This is a genomic window from Kitasatospora sp. NPDC094019, from assembly GCF_044764505.1.
In the GTDB taxonomy this organism is placed as follows: Bacteria; Actinomycetota; Actinomycetes; order Streptomycetales; family Streptomycetaceae; genus Kitasatospora.
The window spans coordinates 119,797-140,017 of the sequence record NZ_JBIWIF010000010.1; the positions used below are offsets into that span (position 1 = coordinate 119,797).

Annotated in this window: 14 protein-coding genes; 6 read left to right on the forward strand and 8 right to left on the reverse strand. The window is 73.9% G+C overall.

Features of this window, described 5'->3' with window-relative positions:
• Window positions 1–123: 123 nt before the first annotated feature.
• Window positions 124–1,890: a PQQ-binding-like beta-propeller repeat protein gene (locus ACIQ9P_RS23115; RefSeq protein WP_402359168.1), complete on the reverse strand. Its 1,767-nt coding sequence runs from the start codon at window positions 1,888–1,890 to the stop codon at window positions 124–126.
• 470 nt (window positions 1,891–2,360) lie between these two features.
• Between ACIQ9P_RS23115 and ACIQ9P_RS23120 the strand changes: the two genes are divergently transcribed.
• The 3 genes from ACIQ9P_RS23120 to ACIQ9P_RS23130 all read left to right on the forward strand — a co-directional run bounded on the left by ACIQ9P_RS23120 (window position 2,361) and on the right by ACIQ9P_RS23130 (window position 7,388).
• Window positions 2,361–3,545: an ROK family protein gene (locus tag ACIQ9P_RS23120; protein ID WP_402359171.1), complete on the forward strand. Its 1,185-nt coding sequence runs from the start codon at window positions 2,361–2,363 to the stop codon at window positions 3,543–3,545.
• Window positions 3,546–3,756: 211 nt separating this feature from the next.
• Entirely contained in the window at window positions 3,757–5,676 is a 1,920-nt protein-coding gene (dxs, locus tag ACIQ9P_RS23125) for a 1-deoxy-D-xylulose-5-phosphate synthase (RefSeq protein WP_402359174.1), read from the forward strand.
• A 194-nt stretch (window positions 5,677–5,870) separates the two neighbouring features.
• Entirely contained in the window at window positions 5,871–7,388 is a 1,518-nt protein-coding gene (locus ACIQ9P_RS23130) for an ArnT family glycosyltransferase (protein WP_402359177.1), read from the forward strand.
• A gap of 96 nt (window positions 7,389–7,484) precedes the next feature.
• Here the strand turns inward: ACIQ9P_RS23130 and ACIQ9P_RS23135 are convergent, their stop codons facing one another.
• From ACIQ9P_RS23135 to ACIQ9P_RS23155, 5 genes are all read right to left on the reverse strand, one after another.
• Window positions 7,485–9,629 carry a 3-hydroxyacyl-CoA dehydrogenase NAD-binding domain-containing protein gene (locus tag ACIQ9P_RS23135; protein ID WP_402359180.1) on the reverse strand — a complete coding sequence of 715 codons (2,145 nt, stop codon included), beginning with the start codon at window positions 9,627–9,629 and terminating at the stop codon, window positions 7,485–7,487.
• Window positions 9,630–9,631: 2 nt separating this feature from the next.
• Complete coding sequence (locus ACIQ9P_RS23140; RefSeq protein ID WP_402359183.1) at window positions 9,632–10,849, reverse strand: thiolase family protein; 1,218 nt, start codon at window positions 10,847–10,849, stop codon at window positions 9,632–9,634.
• Window positions 10,850–11,305: 456 nt separating this feature from the next.
• Window positions 11,306–12,583: a ribonuclease D gene (locus ACIQ9P_RS23145; protein ID WP_402359186.1), complete on the reverse strand. Its 1,278-nt coding sequence runs from the start codon at window positions 12,581–12,583 to the stop codon at window positions 11,306–11,308.
• A gap of 170 nt (window positions 12,584–12,753) precedes the next feature.
• Window positions 12,754–13,473, reverse strand: coding sequence for a LuxR C-terminal-related transcriptional regulator (locus tag ACIQ9P_RS23150; protein ID WP_402359188.1), 720 nt, complete (start codon window positions 13,471–13,473; stop codon window positions 12,754–12,756).
• A 317-nt stretch (window positions 13,474–13,790) separates the two neighbouring features.
• The gene (locus tag ACIQ9P_RS23155; protein ID WP_402359191.1) at window positions 13,791–14,453 is read right to left on the reverse strand and encodes a DUF3000 domain-containing protein; all 663 of its coding nucleotides are present in this window, start codon (window positions 14,451–14,453) and stop codon (window positions 13,791–13,793) included.
• Between the two features lie 379 nt (window positions 14,454–14,832).
• On the opposite strand from ACIQ9P_RS23155, the gene hemE reads away from it, so the two are divergent.
• The gene (gene hemE, locus ACIQ9P_RS23160) at window positions 14,833–15,846 is read left to right on the forward strand and encodes a uroporphyrinogen decarboxylase (RefSeq protein WP_402359751.1); all 1,014 of its coding nucleotides are present in this window, start codon (window positions 14,833–14,835) and stop codon (window positions 15,844–15,846) included.
• 64 nt (window positions 15,847–15,910) lie between these two features.
• Here the strand turns inward: hemE and ACIQ9P_RS23165 are convergent, their stop codons facing one another.
• Both ACIQ9P_RS23165 and ACIQ9P_RS23170 read right to left on the reverse strand, forming a co-directional pair.
• Window positions 15,911–16,843: a DUF4349 domain-containing protein gene (locus ACIQ9P_RS23165; protein ID WP_402359194.1), complete on the reverse strand. Its 933-nt coding sequence runs from the start codon at window positions 16,841–16,843 to the stop codon at window positions 15,911–15,913.
• A gap of 197 nt (window positions 16,844–17,040) precedes the next feature.
• The gene (locus ACIQ9P_RS23170) at window positions 17,041–17,481 is read right to left on the reverse strand and encodes a DUF523 domain-containing protein (RefSeq protein ID WP_402359196.1); all 441 of its coding nucleotides are present in this window, start codon (window positions 17,479–17,481) and stop codon (window positions 17,041–17,043) included.
• Between the two features lie 540 nt (window positions 17,482–18,021).
• Here ACIQ9P_RS23170 and hemG point away from each other — a divergent pair.
• Both hemG and hemQ read left to right on the forward strand, forming a co-directional pair.
• Complete coding sequence (gene hemG / locus ACIQ9P_RS23175; protein ID WP_402359199.1) at window positions 18,022–19,458, forward strand: protoporphyrinogen oxidase; 1,437 nt, start codon at window positions 18,022–18,024, stop codon at window positions 19,456–19,458.
• The gene (hemQ, locus tag ACIQ9P_RS23180; RefSeq protein WP_402359202.1) at window positions 19,455–20,180 is read left to right on the forward strand and encodes a hydrogen peroxide-dependent heme synthase; all 726 of its coding nucleotides are present in this window, start codon (window positions 19,455–19,457) and stop codon (window positions 20,178–20,180) included. The genes hemG and hemQ overlap by 4 nt, the downstream gene beginning before the upstream one ends.
• Window positions 20,181–20,221: the final 41 nt, after the last annotated feature.

The following is a 20,221-nucleotide window of genomic DNA, read 5'->3' on the forward strand; positions in this document are numbered from 1 at the left end:
CCGGGCCCCCCCCCCGCGCGGGGGGGGGGGGCCCGCGGCCCCCCGGGGGGGGCCGGGGGGGGGGGGGGGGGGGGGGGGGGGCCCCCCCCCCCCCCCCCCGCCCGGGGGTGCGGCTGCTTGCCGTTACTTCTTGACGAACTTGAACACCGGCGGGTCGATGCTGCTGCGGGAGAACCCGTACAGCGCGCCGTCCGAGTTCAGCACGAACTCGTTGCTGCTCAGGCTGATGCTGAAGGACGAGGAGTCCTTGCCGAGCGCGATGGTGCCGAGCTCGGTCACGGCGCCGTCGGCGGGGGCGAGCGACGCCAGCTTGGCGTCGGTGCCGTAGCCCATGTCCATGACGACCCGGACCTTGCCCTCCTTGTCCGTGCCGGAGACCAGCCGCAGGCCGTCCTTGGCCTTGCCGTCGGTCGACCAGATCCGCTTGCCCGTGTTGAGGTCGTAGGCGTTGACCGCGGGCTTGGTCGGGTTGGTCTGCACGTACAGGGTGGTGCCGCTGACCACGCTCTGGGTGATGGCGTCGCCCAGGCCGCTGAGCCGCAGGCTGTCGTAGCCGGGCTCCTTGACCGGCATCTGGTTGCCCGGCTTGTTGGTCTTGTCGAACGGCAGCACGTAGTCGCCGTTGGGGCCGCTGGACATCGAGACCACTAGCGGCTGCTCGGAGAGCACCTTGTCGACCCGCTCGATGGTGCCGCCGAGCGTGATCGGCGCGGGCGAGGCGACCTTGCCGGTGTCCGTCTCGACGACGACCAGCTGCGACTTGACGGTGGTGTTGAGGCCGTAGCAGCGGTCGGTGACCACGATCTGGGCGCCGGCGACGGTGCCGTAGACGCTGCAGTCCTTCTCGCGCGGCTGGAACGACCAGGCGGCCGAGCCGTCGGCGATGTTGACGGCGGCGGCCGTGTTGGCGCCGATGCCGACCACCTTGTCGGTGACGGTCAGGGTGGGGGAGGACATCCGGGCCTGCCCGACCTTGACGGTCCAGCTCAGCTTGCCCGTGGTGAGGTCGACCGCGGCGATGGTGGAACAGTCGCTGTCACCGGTGTTCAGCGCGATCGCGGCGATGTGCTTGGAATTGGCGCTGTACGAGGCGGAGCAGAACTCCTTGGCGCCGGAGGGCACCGGGATGTTCCACGCCTCCTTGCCGTCCGAGGTGTTGACGGCGCGGATGCCGGTGGTGTCGGCGCGCACCGCGACCTTCTCGGCGCCCCAGATGGCGAGCATCCGGGTCGAGCCGCTGACCGAGCTGGCCGGCTTGTCGGCCGCCCAGGCCGGGTTGTAGGCGCCGGCCTTGCCGCCGCCCCCGCCGCCGGTGCCGCCCCCGGTCGCGCCGCCGGTGGCCGGCGCGGTGACCGTCCCGCCGGTGGCGTCCCCGGTGGGTCCGCCGGTGACCTGGCCGGTGGTGCCGCCGGACGCGCTCGGCTCGTCGGTCTTCTTCTTGGTGTCGTCGGTGAACAGCACGATCAGCGCGGCGACGATGGCGATCGCCAGCACACCGCCGATGATGCCGCCCCAGACCATCACCGGGTTGCGCTTCGGCGGGGCGACCGGCGCCGGGGCGCCCGGGTAGCCGTAGCCGCCGCCCTGCTGCGGGTAGCCGTAGCCGGCCGCGCCGCCGTCGGCGGGCGGGGCGGTGTAGCCGTACTGCTGGCCCGCGGCCGGGGCGCCGAACTGCGGCTGGCCGGGGGAGGGGTCGTACGGGCCCATCGGCGGGGCCTGCGGCGGGGCGCCCGCCGGGCCCTGCGCGGGGAAGGCGGGGGCGGTGGCCGCGTAGGCGTACGCCCCGGCCCCCGGCGCCCCGGCCGGCGGCGCGGGCGGTGCGGCCGGGGCCGGCGGTGCGGCCTGGCCGGGGACCGCGGCCCCGTCGAGCTGTGTCTGCTGGTCGGCCACGGCCGCCGGGTCGACGCCGCCCGCCGGTCGTCCGAGTGAGACGCCCCGGTTGTCCGGACCGCTACCGGGAGCTTCGCCAGCCCCCGGTGTAGGGTGATCCCCTGCCATCTGATGCCCCGTCATGTCTGGAATCGCCCCGGGCGCGGCGCGCGTGTGCGGCCTCCGGGACGGGTGAGATTGGGCACCATCGTACGGGGGACCGGTTTTCGGACCGGCGTCGGAACCTCGGGTCCCGGCCGACCCCGCGTCGACCTGCGGCGCTGTCAGCCCGCAGCCCGCCCCGCCGACCTGGGCCGGGGCCGGTCCGCCACCCTCCGCCCGCCCCCGTCGCACCCCCGGCGGACCCCCCGCCCTCACCACCTCCGCTCCTACTCTCCCCCGTGCCTTCACCCCGACACAGGCCCTAGGCTTCAGGAGTTGAAAGGGGACACCCGGCGGAGGGGTCCCCGGCCCCCTTGGGAGGGTGGATCATGTCGACGGACACGCCGGGCTCGCAGTCCTCACTGCACCGGGCCAACCTGGAGCGGGTGCTCCGCGCGGTACGGATGGCCGGCTCGCTGACCCAGGCCGAGATCGCCCGCGGGACCGGACTCTCGGCGGCCACGGTGTCCAACATCGTGCGAGAACTGAAGGAGAGCGGCACCGTCGTGGTGGCCGACACCTCCTCCGGCGGACGGCGCGCCCGCAGCGTCTCGCTCAGCGGTGACGCCGGCATCGTGGTGGGGATCGATTTCGGCCACACCCATCTGCGGGTCGCGGTCGGCAACCTCGCCCACCGGATCCTCGCCGAGGAGAGCGCGCCGATGGACGTCGACGTCTCGGCCGCGCAGGGCTTCGACCGGGCCGAGGCCCTGGTCGAGCGGCTGCTCGCGGAGGCCGGCTTCCGAGCGGACAAGGTGATCGGCGTGGGCCTGGGCGTACCGGGCCCGATCGACGTGGAGACCGGGGCGCTGGGCTCCACCGCGATCCTGCCCGGCTGGACCGGCATCGCCCCCGGCCGCGAGCTGGCCGAACGCCTCGGCATGCCGGTGCACGTCGACAACGACGCCAACCTCGGCGCCCTCGGCGAGCTGGTCTGGGGCGCCGGCCGCGGCCTGAGCGACCTCGCCTACATCAAGGTGGCCAGCGGCGTCGGCGCGGGCCTGGTGGTCAACGGGCAGATCTACCGGGGCCCGGGCGGCACCGCGGGCGAGATCGGCCACATCACCCTGGACGAGGCCGGTCCGGTCTGCCGCTGCGGCAACCGGGGCTGCCTGGAGACCTTCGTCGGCTCCCGCTACCTGCTGAACCTGCTCACCCCGACCCTCGGCGCCGAGCTCAGCCTGCCCCGGGTGGTCGAGCTGGCCCACCAGGGCGACCTCGGCTGCCGCCGGGTGATCGCCGACGCGGGCCGGCAGATCGGCACCGGCGTGGCCACCCTCTGCAACCTGCTCAACCCGCGCCGGGTGATCCTCGGCGGCGACCTCGCGGACGCCGGTGAGCTGGTGCTCGCGCCGATCCGCGACTCGGTGGCCCGCTACGCGATTCCCAGCGCCGCCCGCCAGCTGTCGGTGGTCCCCGGTACCCTGGGCGGCCGGGCCGAGGTCCTGGGCGCGCTCGCGCTCGTCATGAGCGAGGCGGGGGACTCCAGCGCGCTCGCCGTCGCCCGTCCCTGAGCCCCGGGGCCGCCCCGGCCCGGGTGCAACGACACGCCGGTTTTCCACGTTCACCCGAAAGAGTGACCGCCGAGGTGGTTGGCGCGTACCGGCCGTCGAGACCGGACGCCCCGCCCGGCGTCCGGTGGGCGGACATTAGACTCGACCGGTCGACACCGGGCAGCGACGCCCGTCGGACCTCCGGTCCGCGAACACGAACGAGGAGGAACGGGTGGCCCTGCTGACCCGCATTCGGGGACCGCGCGATCTCGACCGGCTCACGCCCGGACAGCTGGCCGCACTGGCCCAGGAGATCCGGACCTTCCTGGTGACCGAGGTCTCCAAGACGGGCGGCCACCTGGGCCCGAACCTCGGCGTGGTGGAGCTCACCATCGCGCTGCACAAGGTGTTCGACTCCCCGCGCGACCGCATCCTCTTCGACACCGGCCACCAGAGCTACGTCCACAAGCTGCTCACCGGCCGCCAGGACTTCTCGGGGCTGCGGACCAAGGGCGGCCTGTCCGGCTACCCCTCGCGCGCCGAGTCCGAGCACGACGTGATCGAGAACTCGCACGCCTCCACCGTGCTCTCCTACGCCGACGGCCTGGCCAAGGCCAACCAGCTGCTGGGCAAGCACGACCCGGTGGTCGCCGTGATCGGCGACGGCGCGCTCACCGGCGGCATGGCCTGGGAGGCGCTCAACAACATCGCCGACGCCACGGACCGTCCGGTCGTCATCGTCGTCAACGACAACGAGCGCTCCTACTCCCCGACCATCGGCGGCCTCGCCAACCACCTCGCCACCCTGCGCACGACCCAGGGCTACGAGCGGTTCCTCTCCTGGGGCAAGGACGCGCTGCAGCGCACCCCGGTGGTCGGCCAGCAGCTGTTCGAGACCCTGCACGGCGCCAAGAAGGGCCTGAAGGACTTCATCGCCCCGCAGGGCATGTTCGAGGACCTCGGCCTCAAGTACATCGGCCCGATCGACGGCCACGACCTCACCGCCCTGGAGTCCGCGCTCACCAAGGCGCGCGGCTTCGGCGGCCCGGTGATCGTGCACTGCCTCACCGAGAAGGGCCGCGGCTACCACGCCGCCGAGAACAACGACGAGGACCGCTTCCACGCGGTCGGCGTCATCCACCCGGAGACCGGTCTGCCGATCAAGAGCTCCGGCAAGGACTGGACCTCGGTCTTCGCCGAGGAGATGGTGGCGCTCGGCCACGAGCGCGAGGACATCGTCGGCATCACCGCCGCGATGCTCCACCCGGTGGGCCTGGCCCCGTTCGCGGAGGCGTTCCCGGACCGGATCTTCGACGTGGGCATCGCCGAGCAGCACGCCGTCACCAGCGCGGCCGGCCTGGCCACCGGCGGACTGCACCCGGTCTTCGCGGTCTACGCGACCTTCCTCAACCGGGCCTTCGACCAGGTGCTGATGGACGTCGCCCTGCACAAGCTGGGCGTCACCTTCGTGCTGGACCGCTCCGGCGTCACCGGCACCGACGGCGCCTCGCACAACGGCATGTGGGACATGTCGATCCTCCAGGTCGTCCCCGGTCTGCGGCTCGCCGCTCCGCGCGACGCCGACCAGGTCCGCGCCCAGCTGCGTGAGGCGGTCGAGGTCGAGGACGCCCCCACGGTGGTCCGCTACTCCAAGGGCTCGGTCGGCGAGGTCATCCCGGCGGTCGCCACGATCGGCGGCATGGACGTCCTGCGCGCCGCCGTGCCCGACTCCCTCGGTGAGGCCGAGGACGGCCGCCGGGCCGATGTGCTGATCGTCTCGGTCGGCGCGCTCGCCCCGATGTGCCTGGAGGTGGCCGACCTGCTGGCCGCCCAGGGCATCAGCTCCACCGTGGTGGACCCGCGCTGGGTCAAGCCGGTCGACCCGGCGCTGCCCGGCCTGGCGGCCGAGCACCGGGTGGTCGTCACGGTCGAGGACAACGGCCGGGTCGGCGGTGTCGGCGCCGCGATCGCCCAGGCGCTGCGGGACGCGGACGTGGACCTGCCGCTGCGTGACTTCGGCATCCCGCAGGCGTTCCTGGACCACGCCTCGCGCCCGGAGATCCTCGCCGAGATCGGCCTGACCGCCCCGGACATCGCCCGGCAGGTGACCGCCCTGGTCTCGCGCCTGGACGTCGCCACCGTCGAAGCCTGACCGCTCGCCCGCGGCGGCACCGCCGCGGGCCTACCGCCGTCCGGGGGAGCCCCCCGGACGGCGGCGGTGCGGCCCGGCTCTGCGACAGCTCTGCAACAGTGAGGCCGATAATCGCACCAAAGGCGGGACCGGCGCTGCCCGTGCCGATTCCGCCCGGTAGGTTGTCATCCGTGCCGACCCCCATCCGATCCCGCTTGAGCGCGCTCACCGAGCGCCTGCCCTTGGGGGTACCCCCGGCCGACGGCTGGGAGCGGGTGAGGACCGGCTACTGGACGCGGCTCGTGCCGCTGCTGGCCCTGGTCGCCCTGCTCACCCACCTGCCGTCCTTCGTCCGCCCGGTCTGGAGCCCCGACGAGGGCTTCCTGGCCACCCAGGCCCGGATGCTCGCCGACGGCGGCGTGCTCTACGACACCGTGGTGGACCGCAAGCCCCCGCTGCTCCCCTGGCTCTACCAGGCGTGCTTCACGGTCTTCGGCTCCGCCTCGCTCTGGCCGCTGCGCACCCTCGCGGTGGCCGCCCACCTGGTCACCGCGATCCTGCTGGCCTCGATCGCCCGCGGCCGCTGGGGCAACCGGGCCGGCGTGGGCGCCGGACTGCTCTACCTGCTGGTCTCGATCGGGCTCTCCCCGGAGGACACCCAGGCGGCGACCTTCGAGGTCTTCATGCTGCCCGCGATGGTGGCCGCCTTCCGCTACGCCGAGCGTCGCCGCTGGCTGGCCGCCGGCATCGCGGTGGCGCTCTGCTCGCTGACCAAGCAGACCGGCGGCGCGGTGCTGCTGCCGGTCCTCTGGATGCTCTTCCAGGACGCCCGGCAGCGCGGCGTCCGCTGGATCCCGGCCCTGTTCAAGATCGGCTTCGGCTTCACCCTGCCGATAGCGCTGGTCGCGGTGATCCTGACCAAACCCAAGGGCTTCCTGTTCTGGGTGGTCACCGGCAGCGGCGACTACGCCACCTCCGGCGGCGCCTGGCTGCAGATGGTCGGCCGGGCGCTGGGCAACTCGGCGATCCTGGTCGGCGCCGGGCTCGGTTTCCTGCTGCCGGTCGGCCGAAGACTGTGGCTGAAGCACCGGCACCGGCCGTTGCCGGTCGCCGGGGAGGAGCACGGCTCCACCGCCGACCTGTGGATGTGGCTGCTCTCCTCGGTCGTCGCGGTCAGCGTCGGCTTCCACTTCTTCGGCCACTACTACCTCCAGCTGATGCCCCCGCTGGTGCTGCTGGGCACCGGCGCGGTCGCCACCTCGGCGGTCCGCTGGAAACCGGTGCTGGTGTACACCACGGCCGCCGCCACCGTCTTCTGGGGCCTGGCGCTGGCCTGGCCGGGGGAGCGGCTGGACCGCACCACCGAGGTCGCCACCGCCGTCGCCGCGCAGACCACGTCCAAGGACACCGTGCTGGTCTGGGGCATGCACCCGGAGCTGTACTGGCTCGCCGACCGCAAGCCCGCCACCCGGTACCTGACGGCCGGCTTCCTGACCAACTACAGCGGCGGCAAGGACGGCAGCCCCAACGTCGGCGAGCAGTTCTCGATGGCCAACGCCTGGCAGACCTTCGACCAGGAGATCGCCAAGGGCCTGCCCGAGGTGGTCGTCGACGACTCCGGCCTCGCGCCGTACCAGCCGGGCATGATCCCGAAGATCGAGAACCTGCTGGACACCCACTACGAGATGGTCGGCGTCTTCGCCGACACCGTCGTCTACCGCCTCAAGCGCTGACGGCACCGCGCCGCCTCCCGGGCTCTCCCCGGGGCGTGGCGGAACGACAGAGGGCCCCGGTGACCGTCAAGGTCACCGGGGCCCTCCACGTCATCCTCAGGCGGGCACGGAGGCCAGGCCCGGGGCGAGGAAGCGCTTGCCGTTCACCCGCTCCGAGATGCCCTCACGGTCCAGGTACGGGGTGATCCCGCCCAGGTGGAAGGGCCAGCCGGCACCGGTGATCATGCAGAGGTCGATGTCCTGCGCCTCGGCGACGACACCCTCCTCCAGCATCAGACCGATCTCCTGGGCGACGGCGTCCAGGGCGCGGCCCAGCACCTGCTCCTCGGTCAGCACGGTGTCGCCGAAGGTCAGCAGCTCCAGCACCTCGGGGTCGAGGACCTGCTTGCCGTCCACCCAGGTGTAGAAGCCGCGCTTGCCGGCCTTGACCACCCGGCCGAGGTTCTCGGAGACGGTGAACCGCTCCGGGAACGCGCCGTGCAGGGTCTCCGAGACGTGCAGGGCGATGGCCGGGCCGACCAGCTCCAGCAGCACGATCGGGGACATCGGCAGGCCGAGCGGCTCGACGCCCTTCTCGACGGTGGCGATCGGGGTGCCCTCGTCGATGATGCCCTGGATCTCGCCCATGAAGCGGGTCAGGATCCGGTTCACCACGAACGCCGGGGCGTCCTTGCAGAGCACCGCGGTCTTCTTCAGCTTCTTCGAGACGCCGAAGGCGGTGGCCAGCGAGGCGTCGTCGGTCTGCTCGCCGCGGACGATCTCCAGCAGCGGCAGGATCGCGACCGGGTTGAAGAAGTGGAAGCCGACGACCCGCTCGGGGTGCTTCAGCTTCGAGGCCATCTCGGTGACCGAGAGCGAGGAGGTGTTGGTCGCCAGCACACAGGTCGGCGAGACCACGTCCTCCAGGTCCGCGAAGACGGTCTGCTTGACGCCCATCTCCTCGAACACGGCCTCGATCACGAAGTCCGCGTCACCGAAGGCGGCGGCCTTGTCGAGCGAGCCGGAGACCAGGCCCTTGAGGCGGTTGGCCTTGTCCTTGCCGATGCGGCCCTTGTCGAGCAGCTTGTCGATCTCGGCGTGGACGTAGCCGACGCCCTTGTCCACGCGCTCCTGGTCGATGTCGGTGAGGACCACCGGCACCTCCAGACGGCGGGCGAACAGCAGCGCCAGCTGCGAGGCCATCAGACCGGCGCCGACGACGCCGACCTTGGAGACCGGGCGGGCCAGCGACTTGTCCGGCGCGCCGACCGGGCGCTTGGCCCGGCGCTGCACCAGGTTGAAGGCGTAGATGCCGCTGCGCAGCTCGCCGCCCATGATGAGGTCGGCCAGGGCCGCGTCCTCGGCGTCGAAGCCGGCCTGGAGGTCCGCGCTGTCGAGTGTCGCGGTCTTGACCTGGGCGATGATGTCCAGCGCGCGGTACGCGGCCGGGGCCGCCCCGTGCACCTTGGCGTCGGCGACCAGCCGGCCCCAGGCGACGGCGTCGTCCCAGCTCTTGCCGCGGTCGATCTCCTCGCGCTCGACGGTCACGTCGCCCGTGAGGACCTTGGCGGCCCAGAGCAGCGACTGCTCCAGGAAGTCGGCCGGCTCGAAGATCGCGTCGGCGATCCCCAGCTCGAACACGTCCTTGCCCTTGAGCTGCTTGTTCTGCGCCATCGAGTTCTCGATGATCACCTTGACGGCCTTGGCCGGGCCGATCAGGTTCGGCAGGATGCTGCAGCCGCCCCAGCCGGGGACGAGGCCGAGGAAGACCTCGGGCAGCGAGAACGCCGGGACGCCGGCCGAGACCGTGCGGTAGTCGCAGTGCAGGCCGACCTCGACGCCGCCGCCCATGGCCGCGCCGTTGTAGAAGGCGAAGGTCGGGACGGGCAGCGCGGCGATCCGCTTGAAGACCTCGTGGCCGCCCTTGCCGATGGCGAGCGCGTCCGCGTGCTCCTTGAGCAGCTCGACGCCCTTGAGGTCGGCGCCGACCGCGAAGATGAACGGCTTGCCGGTGATCGCGGCACCGACGACGGTACCGGCGGCGGCCTCCGCCTCGACCTGGTCCAGCGCCTCGTTCAGCTTGAGCAGCGAGCCCGGGCCGAAGGTGGTCGGCTTGGTGTGGTCGAAGCCGTTGTCCAGGGTGATCAGGGCCAGCCGGCCCGCCTGCAGCGGCAGGTCCAGGTGGCGGACGTGCGCGGTCGTGACGACCTCGCCGGGGAAGAGCTCGGCGCCGCGGGTCAGCAGCTCGGTCGTGGTGCTCATGATCACTTACCACCCTCGAAGTGGGGGTTCTCCCAGACGACGGTGGCACCCATGCCGAAGCCGATGCACATCGTGGTGAGGCCGTAGCGGACGTCCGGACGCTGCTCGAAGCGGCGGGCGAGCTGGTTCATCAGGCGCACGCCGGAGGAGGCCAGCGGGTGGCCGAAGGCGATCGCGCCGCCGAACGGGTTGACGCGCTCGTCGTCGTCGGCGATGCCGTAGTGGTCCAGGAACGCCAGGACCTGCACGGCGAAGGCTTCGTTGACCTCGAAGGCGCCGATGTCCTCGATGGTCAGACCGGCCTTGGCCAGCGCCTTCTCGGTGGCCGGCACCGGGCCGATGCCCATGACCTCGGGCTCGACGCCGACGTAGGCGTAGGAGACCAGGCGCATCCGGACCGGGAGGCCGAGCTCCTCGGCGACGTCCTCGGCGGCCAGCAGCGAGGCGGTGGCGCCGTCGTTCAGACCGGCCGAGTTGCCCGCGGTGATGTTGCCGTGCGGACGGAACGGGGTCTTGAGACCGGCCAGGCTCTCCATCGTGGTGCCCGGGCGCATCGGCTCGTCCGCGGTGGCCAGGCCCCAGCCGGTCTCGCCGACCTCGGGGTTGGTGTTGCGGATCGAGATCGGCACCAGGTCGGGCTGGATGTCGCCGTTGGCGTACGCCTTGGCGGCCTTCTCCTGCGAGCGCACGGCGTAGGCGTCGCAGCGCTCCTTGGTGATGTGCGGGAACCGGTCGTGCAGGTTCTCCGCGGTCATCCCCATGAAGAGGGCGGACTCGTCGACGAGCTTCTCGGAGACGAAGCGCGGGTTCGGGTCGACGCCCTCGCCCATCGGGTGGCGGCCCATGTGCTCGACGCCGCCGGCCACGACCACGTCGTAGGCGCCGAAGGCGATGCCACCGGCGGTGGTGGTCACGGCGGTCAGCGCGCCGGCGCACATGCGGTCGATCGCGTAGCCGGGGACGGACTTCGGCAGGCCCGACAGCAGTGCTGCGGTGCGGCCGATCGTCAGACCCTGGTCACCGATCTGCGTGGTGGCCGCGATCGCGACCTCGTCGATGCGCTCGACGGGCAGGTTCGGGTTACGACGCACGAGCTCCCGGATGCACTTGACGACGAGGTCGTCGGCACGGGTCTCGTGGTAGATGCCCTTCGGGCCTGCCTTGCCGAACGGGGTGCGGACGCCATCGACGAAGACGACGTCCCTCGCGGTACGAGGCACGGGGGCTCTCCTCCCAGGGACCAACGGTTCAGGTGGGCAGGCTGCCGCGAGCCGTCGCACGAATGGACGTGGGCGGCGCCGCCCACGGCCATGCTACCCGTCGGTAACCAACCTGCCCAGGCCCGGAAGCCGCAACACCCGATGTGTTGTCGCCCACTCTGCATTTTCGCCCGCTCGCCTCCGGGGCGCTTTTGTCCGGTGCCGACGGTCGGCGCTCCCTCGCTCGCCCCCAGCCTCCGGCCGGGAGGTGCCCCCACCGTCGCTCCCTCGCTCCCCCAGCCTCCGGCCGGGAGGTGCCCCCACCCTTTCGGCACCGGCGCGCCCCTTCGGCTCGGGGCGGGTTCGGAGTCGGCCGGGGTCGAGGCGTGGTCGGCTCGGGGTGGTTGTGGTGCCGGGTACGACGGAGGGGATGCCGCCCGCTCCGGGCGACATCCCCTCCTCCTCGGCTCTTCCCGCTCAGCCCTGCTGCGCGGCCGTACCGGCCTTGGTGGCGGCCGCGACCTCGGCCGCGCCGGCGAAGGCGGCGACCAGGGCCGGGGCGACCAGGTCCACCTGCCACTGCCGGGCCCCGAGCCGCCGCAGCGCGGCCGCCACGTTCGCGGTCGAGGCGTCCGCCGGCGGCTCCCACGACACCCGGCGGACCAGGTCCGGGGTGATCAGGTTCTCGGCCGGCAGGTTGTGCCGCTCGGCCAGCTCACCGACCGCGGCGCGCGCCCCGCTCAGCCGGGCGGCAGCCACCGGGTCCTTCTCGGCCCAGGCGCGCGGCGGCGGCGGGCCGTCGTGCGGGGCGGCGGCCGGCGGCAGCTGGTTCTCCGGCACCTCCCGCCCGCGCTGGACGGCGGCCAGCCACTGCTCCAGCTGGCGCCGGTGCACCCGGGGTCCGAAGCCCTGGACGCCCTGCAGCGCGGCGATGTTCAGCGGCATGGCGATCGCGGCGTTGACGATCGCGGCGTCCGACAGCACCCGGCCCGGGGAGACGTCCCGCTCCTGCGCGGCCCGGTCGCGGGCGAGCCAGAGCTCGCGCACCACGGCCAGCTGGCGGCGCCGGCGGACCTTGTGCAGCTGCGAGGTGCGGCGCCACGGGTCGGTCCGCGGGGCCGGGCGGGGGGCGGCGGCGATCGCCGCGAACTCCTCCAGCGCCCAGTCGAGCTTGCCCTGGGCGTCCAGCTCCTGTTCGAGTGCGTCGCGCAGCTCGACCAGCACCTCGACGTCCAGAGCGGCGTAGCGCAGCCACGGCTCGGGCAGCGGGCGGGTGGACCAGTCCACCGCGGAGTGCTCCTTGGCCAGGCTGAGGCCGAGCACGTTCTCGGTCATCGGTCCGAGGCCGACCCGGGCGAAGCCGGCGATCCGGCCGGCCAGCTCGGTGTCGAACAGTCGCCGGGGTCTCATGCCGACCTCGGCCAGGCAGGGCAGGTCCTGGGTGGCGGCGTGCACCACCCATTCCGTGTCCGCGAGGGCCGCGCCCAGCCCGCTGAGGTCGGGGCAGGCGATCGGGTCGATCAGCGCGGTCCCGGCGCCCGCGCGGCGGAGCTGGATGAGGTACGCCCGCTGGCCGTAGCGGTAGCCGGAGGCTCGCTCGGCGTCGACGGCGACCGGTCCGGATCCCGCCGCGAAGGCGGCGACGGTGTCGGCCAGCGCCTGCTCGTCCGCCACGACCGGAGGGATCCCCTCCTTCGGTTCGAGGAGCGGGACCGGGGCTGCTTCTTCTGGGATGGCTGCTACGGCGTCGGTCACCTACCAAGGGTACGACGGACCCCGCGACCGGGAGTGTTGTCGGACTGGTCAGACCGATGAAGGGGCCCGCCCGGTGTTCTCCGGACGGGCCCCGGAGGGCGTTCCCGGCCGCGGTGCGCGGCGACCCGGGAGGAAACGTTCCTCCTGGGCCGCCGCGGCGGCGCCGGGGCTCAGTGGATGATGCCGGTCCGGAGCGCGACCGCGACCATGCCGGCGCGGTCCCCGGTGCCGAGCTTGCGGGCGATCCGGGCGAGGTGGCTCTTCACGGTGAGCGCCGAGAGGCCCATCGCCACGCCGATCGCCTTGTTGGACTGGCCCTCGGCCACCAGCCGCAGCACCTCGACCTCACGGCCGGACAGTTCGCGGTAGGCGGTCGGCTGGGCGCCCGGCGCGCCGTGGGCACCGGGCGCGCCGCCCGGCGCCCCGGTCGCACCCGGCATGCCCGGCATCCCGGGGCGCCGCATCCGGCCCGCGAGCCCGGCGGCGCCGAGCGGCATGCCCGGTCGGCCCGGCATGGCCACATTGGTGCGGGTGCCGGTCACGACATAGCCCTTGACGCCGCCGGCCAGGGCGCTGCGGACGGCGCCGATGTCGTCGGCGGCGGAGAGCGCCAGCCCGTTGGGCCAGCCGGCGGCGCGGGTCTCGGCCAGGATGGTCAGCCCGGAACCGTCGGGGAGGTGGACGTCGGCGACGCAGATGTCGCGCGGGGTCGAGACCCGGGGGCGGGCCTCGGCGATCGAGGACACCTCGATCACGTCCCGGACGCCGAGCGCCCAGAGGTGACGGGTGACGGTGTTTCGGACGCGGGGATCGGCGATGACCACCATGGCGGTGGGCTTGGTCGGGCGGTAGGCGACCACGTTTGCGGGGTGCTCAAGAAGGACCGACACCAGGCCTCCTGCGGGAGTGGCGGACGGAACCCCGAGGGGGCGGTCGGAGTGTTCCGCGTTCGGAAAGGGTCACAGTCTGCTTCGGCAGCTACCGTGCCCGGCTTTAGCGAAAGATCACGATCTAGTGAGTAACAATACGGACAAATCGCGCAGGTGACTGATTACGACATGCCTGGAAATCGCACAGAATCGATCAGACCTGACACGAACCGGTCGGATCCGACCGGTTTATTGACGGAGAGCCGCACCGAAGTCACACTCCGTCAGCCCTGGGGGTGGCATCGCGTCCGGTGATGACGACCCGGCGCCGCCACTCCTCAGTGCGAGCGCGGACGTCGCCTCGCGGGCATCGGGACCACTCCACCGAGTGACGTGACGTCGGCCGGCGCGTGCGGCGCCGCGGCCGCGGGCGGCAGGCCCGCGCCGATGCAGAGCAGATCCCCCCAGGCCGCCAGATGCCGCTCGAAGCGGCCGTCGGCCGGTGTCCAGGACGCCCTGATCTCGATCTCGGTGGTCGACGCGCGCTCCGACAGCCCGCCGAAGTACTGCGAGGCGCAGAGCGACACCGTGCCCGAGGGCTCCGTGTACCCGGCGCCGTGCGCCTGCAGCGCGTCCAGCAGCCAGGCCCAGCCGACCTCGGAGAGCATCGGGTCGCCGGCCATCTCCGGCTCCAGCTCCGCCCGGGTCATGGTGACCACACGGAAGTCCCCGTTCCAGGCTTCCTGCCCGTCCGGGTCGTGCAGCAGCACCAGCCGGCCGTCGGCCAGCTCCTCGCCGTCGACCTCGACGGTGGCGGTCAGCGCGAAGGAGTGCGGAGCCAGCCGGCGCGGGGCCGGGGCGGGGGAGAGGACGAGCTCGGGGCGCAGCCGGGCGCCGGAGAACGCCTCCACGGCGGCCCGGAACTCACTCGGCGCCGTCTCCCGACCCGCTCCGCCACCTGCTGCGCCACCCTGCGCGGGGTGCCCTCCGACCGCTGCCATGACCCGAAGACTAGGTCGAAAACACGGGTAATCGCCGTAACTTCCGCCCGCGCGGCGCGCCGGGGCGGCAAACCGGCCAGATCTCCGTCCGGATCCTCGTCCGAATTCCTGTGCGGATCCGCGGTGGGAGCCCCGGGCGGGTCCTGGTCGGGCTCTCCGTCGGGGTCTCCGTCCGGACCCCGGCCGCGGGTCCGGGCCGGATCCTGGAGGAAGCGACGGGACCGCAGGGACGGGCGGGGCCGGGGCGCGTGCGAAGATTTGGAGCGTGAGCGAGACGACGGCAGACACCACGGCAGCCACCCCGGCAGTCCCCCCGACCGGCGCCACCCCCGGTCACCGGCCCGACGCGCGCCGCGGCGCCGCGTACGACTCGGCGTTCCTGCGCGCCTGCCGGCACGAGCCGGTACCGCACACCCCGGTGTGGTTCATGCGCCAGGCCGGACGCTCGCTGCCCGAGTACCTGAAGGTCCGCGAGGGCATCCCCATGCTGGAGTCCTGCATGCGGCCCGAGCTGGTCAAGGAGATCACCCTCCAGCCGGTGCGCCGGCACAAGGTGGACGCGGCGATCTTCTTCAGCGACATCGTGGTGCCGCTCCGGGCCATCGGCATCGACGTCGACATCAAGCCCGGCATCGGCCCGGTCATCGCCGACCCGATCCGTACCTTCGCCGACCTGGAGCGGCTGCGCCCGCTGGAGCCGGACGACGTCCCCTACATCACCGAGGCCGTCGGCCTGCTCGTCGACGAGCTCGGCCCGACCCCGCTGATCGGCTTCGCGGGCGCCCCCTACACGCTCGCCAGCTATCTGATCGAGGGCGGGCCGTCCAAGAACCACGAGAACACCAAGGCCATGATGTACGGCGCGCCCGACCTCTGGGCCGCCCTGCTCGACCGGCTGGCCGGGATCACCGCCGCCTTCCTCAAGGTGCAGATCGAGGCCGGCGCCTCCGCGATCCAGCTGTTCGACTCCTGGGTCGGCGCGCTCGCGCCGGACGACTACCGCCGCTCGGTGATGCCGGCCAGCACCAAGGTGTTCGACGCGGTGGCCGGGTACGGCGTGCCGCGGATCCACTTCGGCGTCGGCACCGGCGAGCTGCTGGGCCTCATGGGCCAGGCCGGCGCGGACGTGGTCGGCGTCGACTGGCGGGTGCCGCTCGACGTCGCCGCCGAGCGGGTCGGCCCCGGCAAGGGCCTTCAGGGCAACCTCGACCCGGCGGTGCTGTTCGCGCCCACCGCGGCCGTCGAGACCAAGGCCCGCGAGGTGCTGGACGCCGCCCGGGCGCTCGGCGGCAGCGGCCACATCTTCAACCTCGGCCACGGCGTCATGCCGAGCATGGACCCGGACGCGCTCAGCCGTCTGGTCGCCTTCGTGCACGAGGCCGGCGCCCGCTGACCCGCCGTCCGGTGGCGGCCCCCTCCGGTCCCTCCGGAGGGGGCCGCCACCGCCGGGTCCGGGCTCAGCTCGCGGGTTCCTTCTCCGCTTCCTCCTGCGCCGGCGCCACCGGGACCGGCTTCCGCCGCCGGCGCAGCACCCACACCGCCGCCGCCACCGGCGCGGCCACCAGCAGGAACGGCAGCGCCGCGGCCACCGCCACGGCGATCCCCCGCACGATCGCGGCCAGCAGGTGCCAGCCCCCGCCGAGCGCCGAGCCGACCGAGGCCCAGAACCCCTTGTCCTTCGGCGCGTCCGGCACGTCCTGGACCGGACCGGCCTTCTGCCGGACGTCCAGGGTGACGGTGGACAGCGAGGTCCGCGCCGACAGTTCCTTCACCTGCTTCTGCAGCGATTCCAGGTCCGACTCCCGCCGGCTCAGCTCGCTCTCCAGGCTGACGATCTCGGCCAGCGTCTTCGCCTGCGCCATCAGCGCGCGCACCCGGTCCACGCTCGCCTGCTGGCTCTGCGTCCGGCTGTTGACGTCCGCGACCTGCTGGGTCAGGTCCTCCGCCTGGCTGCGGCGGGACAGCACCTCGCCGAGCCCGGCCAACTGGTCCAGCGTCGGCTGGAACGCCGCCGAGGGCACCTTCACCGTGATCTGCCCGCTCCGCGGGCCGCCGTCCCCACCGGAGCTCCCGGTCTCGCTCGCCACATAGCCGCCCGCCGCGACGGCCAGGTCCCGGGCCTTCGCCAGCGCCAGGTCCACCTGCGCCGTCCGCACCGTCAGCTGCGCCGAGTACGCGATCTGCCGGGCGTCCGGCACCGTCACCGCGCCCGGCTGCCCCGTCGGCGGCGCCTTGGGCGCCACCGAGGCCACGCCCGGCGCGCCGACGGCGGCGTCCCCCTTGGCCGCCTCCCCGGCGGCGGCCCGCGCCGGGGCGGCCACCGACATGTCCTCGGCCCCGCCGTCCCCGCTCGCCGAGCAGCCCGCCGCCAGCACCGCGGCGACGGCCACCGCCGCCAGCGCCCCCGCTCTCCGCCGTCCTCGTCCTCGTCCTCGTCCTCGTCCCACGATCGAGCCCTCCCCGCCGTCCGATGGTTCCGGCGCCCCCTCCCGGGGCACCCACACCATTTCGACGGACCCCGCCCCACTCCGGACCCACCCGGGAGGTCGCGGCTCGATCACGTCTCGGCTGCGGAGCGGACAAGGCGTCAGACCGCCTCCACCGCGATCCCCGCCCGCCGCAGCAGTGCCGCCGTCACCCCGTCACCCGGACGCAGTTCCCCGCCGAACGTGCCGTCGTAGACCCGGCCGCACCCGCAGGAGGGGCTGCGTGCCGTCAGCAGCGCCCGCCGCGCCCCGGCGGTTCCGGCCGCGGCCAGCGCCTGCCGGGCCCCGTCCAGGAACGCCTCGGTGCGGTCCGCCCCGGTCGCGTCCACCACCCGGGCCCGCCCGTCCAGGACGTCCGCGCCGTCCCCGCCGACGATCTCGGCCGGCGGCCGCGGCGTCGGCAGTCCGCCCGCCCCCTCCGGGCAGACCACCACCGCCCGCCCGGTCGCGAGCAGCCCGAGCGCCCGCGGCGACTCCTTCGCCCGCCCGTCGTACCGACACGGCACACCAGCCGGGCACGCGCTCACCAGGATCTTCTCCACCCCCGGGAGCCTACGGCCGGGCGGTGGGCGGAAGCCCGTTGTCGCGAGGCCGTCGGGCGCGCCGGGGTGTTCGGCCCGACCGCCGCAAGGGGAGGCGGGAAGGAAGCGGCGCCCGGGCCGCGGTCGAGGTCCTCGGTCGGCCGGTGGTCCGTACCCGGAACCTGCTGTCGCCGACCGGGCCGGTGCGGTCGGGGGACTGGTCCGGCGATCGCGCGGGTGCCGGCGCCCCGCCGTCCGGGCCGCCGGCCCGGGCCGGTGCGCGGACGCCGGCCTCCCGCACGTCGCGGCCACCTGTACACCTGAACACCTGCGCGAACCCGCAGGGGGCCGAGCGGGTGCCGTCGGCCGGTGGCCGCCGGTGCCGCAGGGTGCCCCGGGCCGACGAGGCGGCGGCCGCACGGGTCGGCGCCGGGACGCCCGGTGCTCCGCGGCGCCGGGTCGGGGAGCGGGACGGCCTGCGGCGCGGGCCCGTCCCCGCCCGCGATCGGCACCGGCGGGCGGATTGAGGCAAAGGTGTAAGGACCTGCGAGACTGCGGGGCATGGCGCAAGCACATGTCGTGGTGATCGGCGGCGGGATCGCGGGGCTGACCGCCGCCGCTGTGGTCGGCGGGGGCACGGGGGAGCCGGCGCGGGCGCGGGTGACGCTGCTGGAGGCGTCGGAGCGGCTGGGCGGGAAGCTGCGGGGCGGCGAGGTCGGCGGGGTCCGGGTGGACCTCGGGGCGGAGTCGATGCTCGCCCGGCGGCCGGAGGCGGTCGAACTGGCGCGGGCCGTCGGGCTCGCGGAGCTGCTGGAGCCGCCGACCACCGCCAAGGCCGCGATCTGGACCAGGGGCGCGCTGCGGCCGCTGCCCGGCGGACAGGTGATGGGCGTCCCCGGGGACCTCGCCGCGCTGGCGGACTCCGGCGTGCTGAGCCCCGAGGGGCTGGAGCGGGCCCGGCACGAGGTGCTCGGGGAGCCGGTCGCGGACGATGTCGCGATCGGCCGCTACGTCGCCGACCGGCTCGGCCGCGAGGTCGTGGACCGGCTGGTGGAGCCGCTGCTCGGCGGCGTCTACGCCGGGCGCAGCGACGAGATCTCGCTCCGCGCCGCCGTGCCCGCGCTGCTGCCGGTCGCCCGCGGCGGCGGATCGCTGGTCGAGGGCGTGCACGCGCTGGCCACCCGGCCGACGACCGCCGGCACCCCCGTGTTCCAGGGCCTGCGCGGCGGTCTCGGCACCCTGCCGGAGGCGGTCGCCGCGGCCTGTGCCGGGGCCGGTGTCGAGCTGCGCACCCGGACCGCGGTGACGGAGCTGCGCCGCACCCCCGACGGCTGGCGGGTGACCACCGGTGACGGCGGGGTGCTCGCCGCGGACGCCGTCGTGCTGGCCGTGCCCGCTCCGGCCGCCGCCCGGCTGCTGCGCGCCGACGCGCCCGCCGCGGCCGCCGAACTCGACACCGTGGAGTACGCCGGGATGGCGCTGGTCACCCTGGCCTTCCGCCGCTCCGACCTGGCACGCACCCCCGCCGGCAGCGGCTTCCTCGTCCCGCCCGTGGACGGCCGCCGGATCAAGGCGTCCACCTTCTCCTCCAACAAGTGGGGCTGGCTGGAGCGGTCCGCGCCGGACGCCTTCGTGCTGCGCACCTCGCTGGGACGGCTGCGCGAGGAGGAGCCGCTGGAGCTGGCGGACGAGGAACTGGTCGCCCGCTCGCTGGGCGACCTCGGCGAGGCGATCGGTCTGACCGCCCGCCCGTACGACACCGCCGTCACCCGCTGGCGGGCCGGACTGCCGCAGTACCCGGTCGGCCACCTGGACCGGGTGGCCCGGATCCGGGCGGCGGCGGACCGGGTGGGAGCGCTGGCGCTGTGCGGAGCGGCGTACGACGGCGTGGGCATCCCGGCCTGCGTCGCGAGCGCCCGGACGGCCGTCGCCGCGCTCGACCGAGTACTGACCCCGCTGGCCGGGGCGAACGTCACCGAGAGGACAATGGGCGCATGACTGAGACCGCTGAGCAGCAGGCCGCCGAGCAGCCCGCCAAGTTGAAGGCGCGGGACCTGAACCAGGTCATCCGCTACACCATGTGGTCGGTGTTCAAGCTCAAGGGCGCGCTGCCCGAGGACCGCACCGGCCTGGTCACCGAGGTCGAGGAGCTGTTCGCCCAGCTGGACGCCAAGGACGTCACGGTGCGCGGCACCTACGACGTGTCCGGTCTGCGCGCGGACGCCGACATCCTGGTGTGGTGGCACGCCGCCGACTCGGACGACCTCCAGGAGGCGTACAACCGCTTCCGCCGCACCGGCCTGGGCCGGCACCTGGAGCCGGTCTGGTCGAACATGGCGCTGCACCGCCCGGCGGAGTTCAACAAGTCGCACATCCCGGCCTTCCTCGCCGACGAGCGCCCGCGCGACTACGTCTGCGTGTACCCGTTCGTGCGCTCCTACGAGTGGTACCTGCTGCCGGACGCCGAGCGGCGGGCGATGCTCGCCGAGCACGGCCAGATGGCGCGCGGCTACCCCGACGTGCGGGCCAACACCGTCGCCTCGTTCGCGCTGGGCGACTACGAGTGGCTGCTCGCCTTCGAGGCGGACGAGCTGCACCGGATCGTGGACCTGATGCGCGACCTGCGCCCGTCCCGGGCCCGGCTGCACGTCCGCGAGGAGGTGCCGTTCTACACCGGTCGCCGGAAGCCGGTCGCCGAGCTGCTGAACGGCCTGGTCTGACGGCACCCGCGTCGCCCGCGCGCCGAAGGGCCCGTCCGCGC

Coding starts and splice junctions, on each gene's coding strand:
- ACIQ9P_RS23155 (WP_402359191.1), bottom strand. CDS start 14,453: ATGGCAGCGGTCGGAGGGCACCCCGCGCAGGGTGGCGCAGCAGGTGGC.
- hemQ (WP_402359202.1), top strand. CDS start 19,455: ATGACTGAGACCGCTGAGCAGCAGGCCGCCGAGCAGCCCGCCAAGTTG.
- hemG (WP_402359199.1), top strand. CDS start 18,022: ATGGCGCAAGCACATGTCGTGGTGATCGGCGGCGGGATCGCGGGGCTG.
- ACIQ9P_RS23135 (WP_402359180.1), bottom strand. CDS start 9,629: ATGAGCACCACGACCGAGCTGCTGACCCGCGGCGCCGAGCTCTTCCCC.
- ACIQ9P_RS23120 (WP_402359171.1), top strand. CDS start 2,361: ATGTCGACGGACACGCCGGGCTCGCAGTCCTCACTGCACCGGGCCAAC.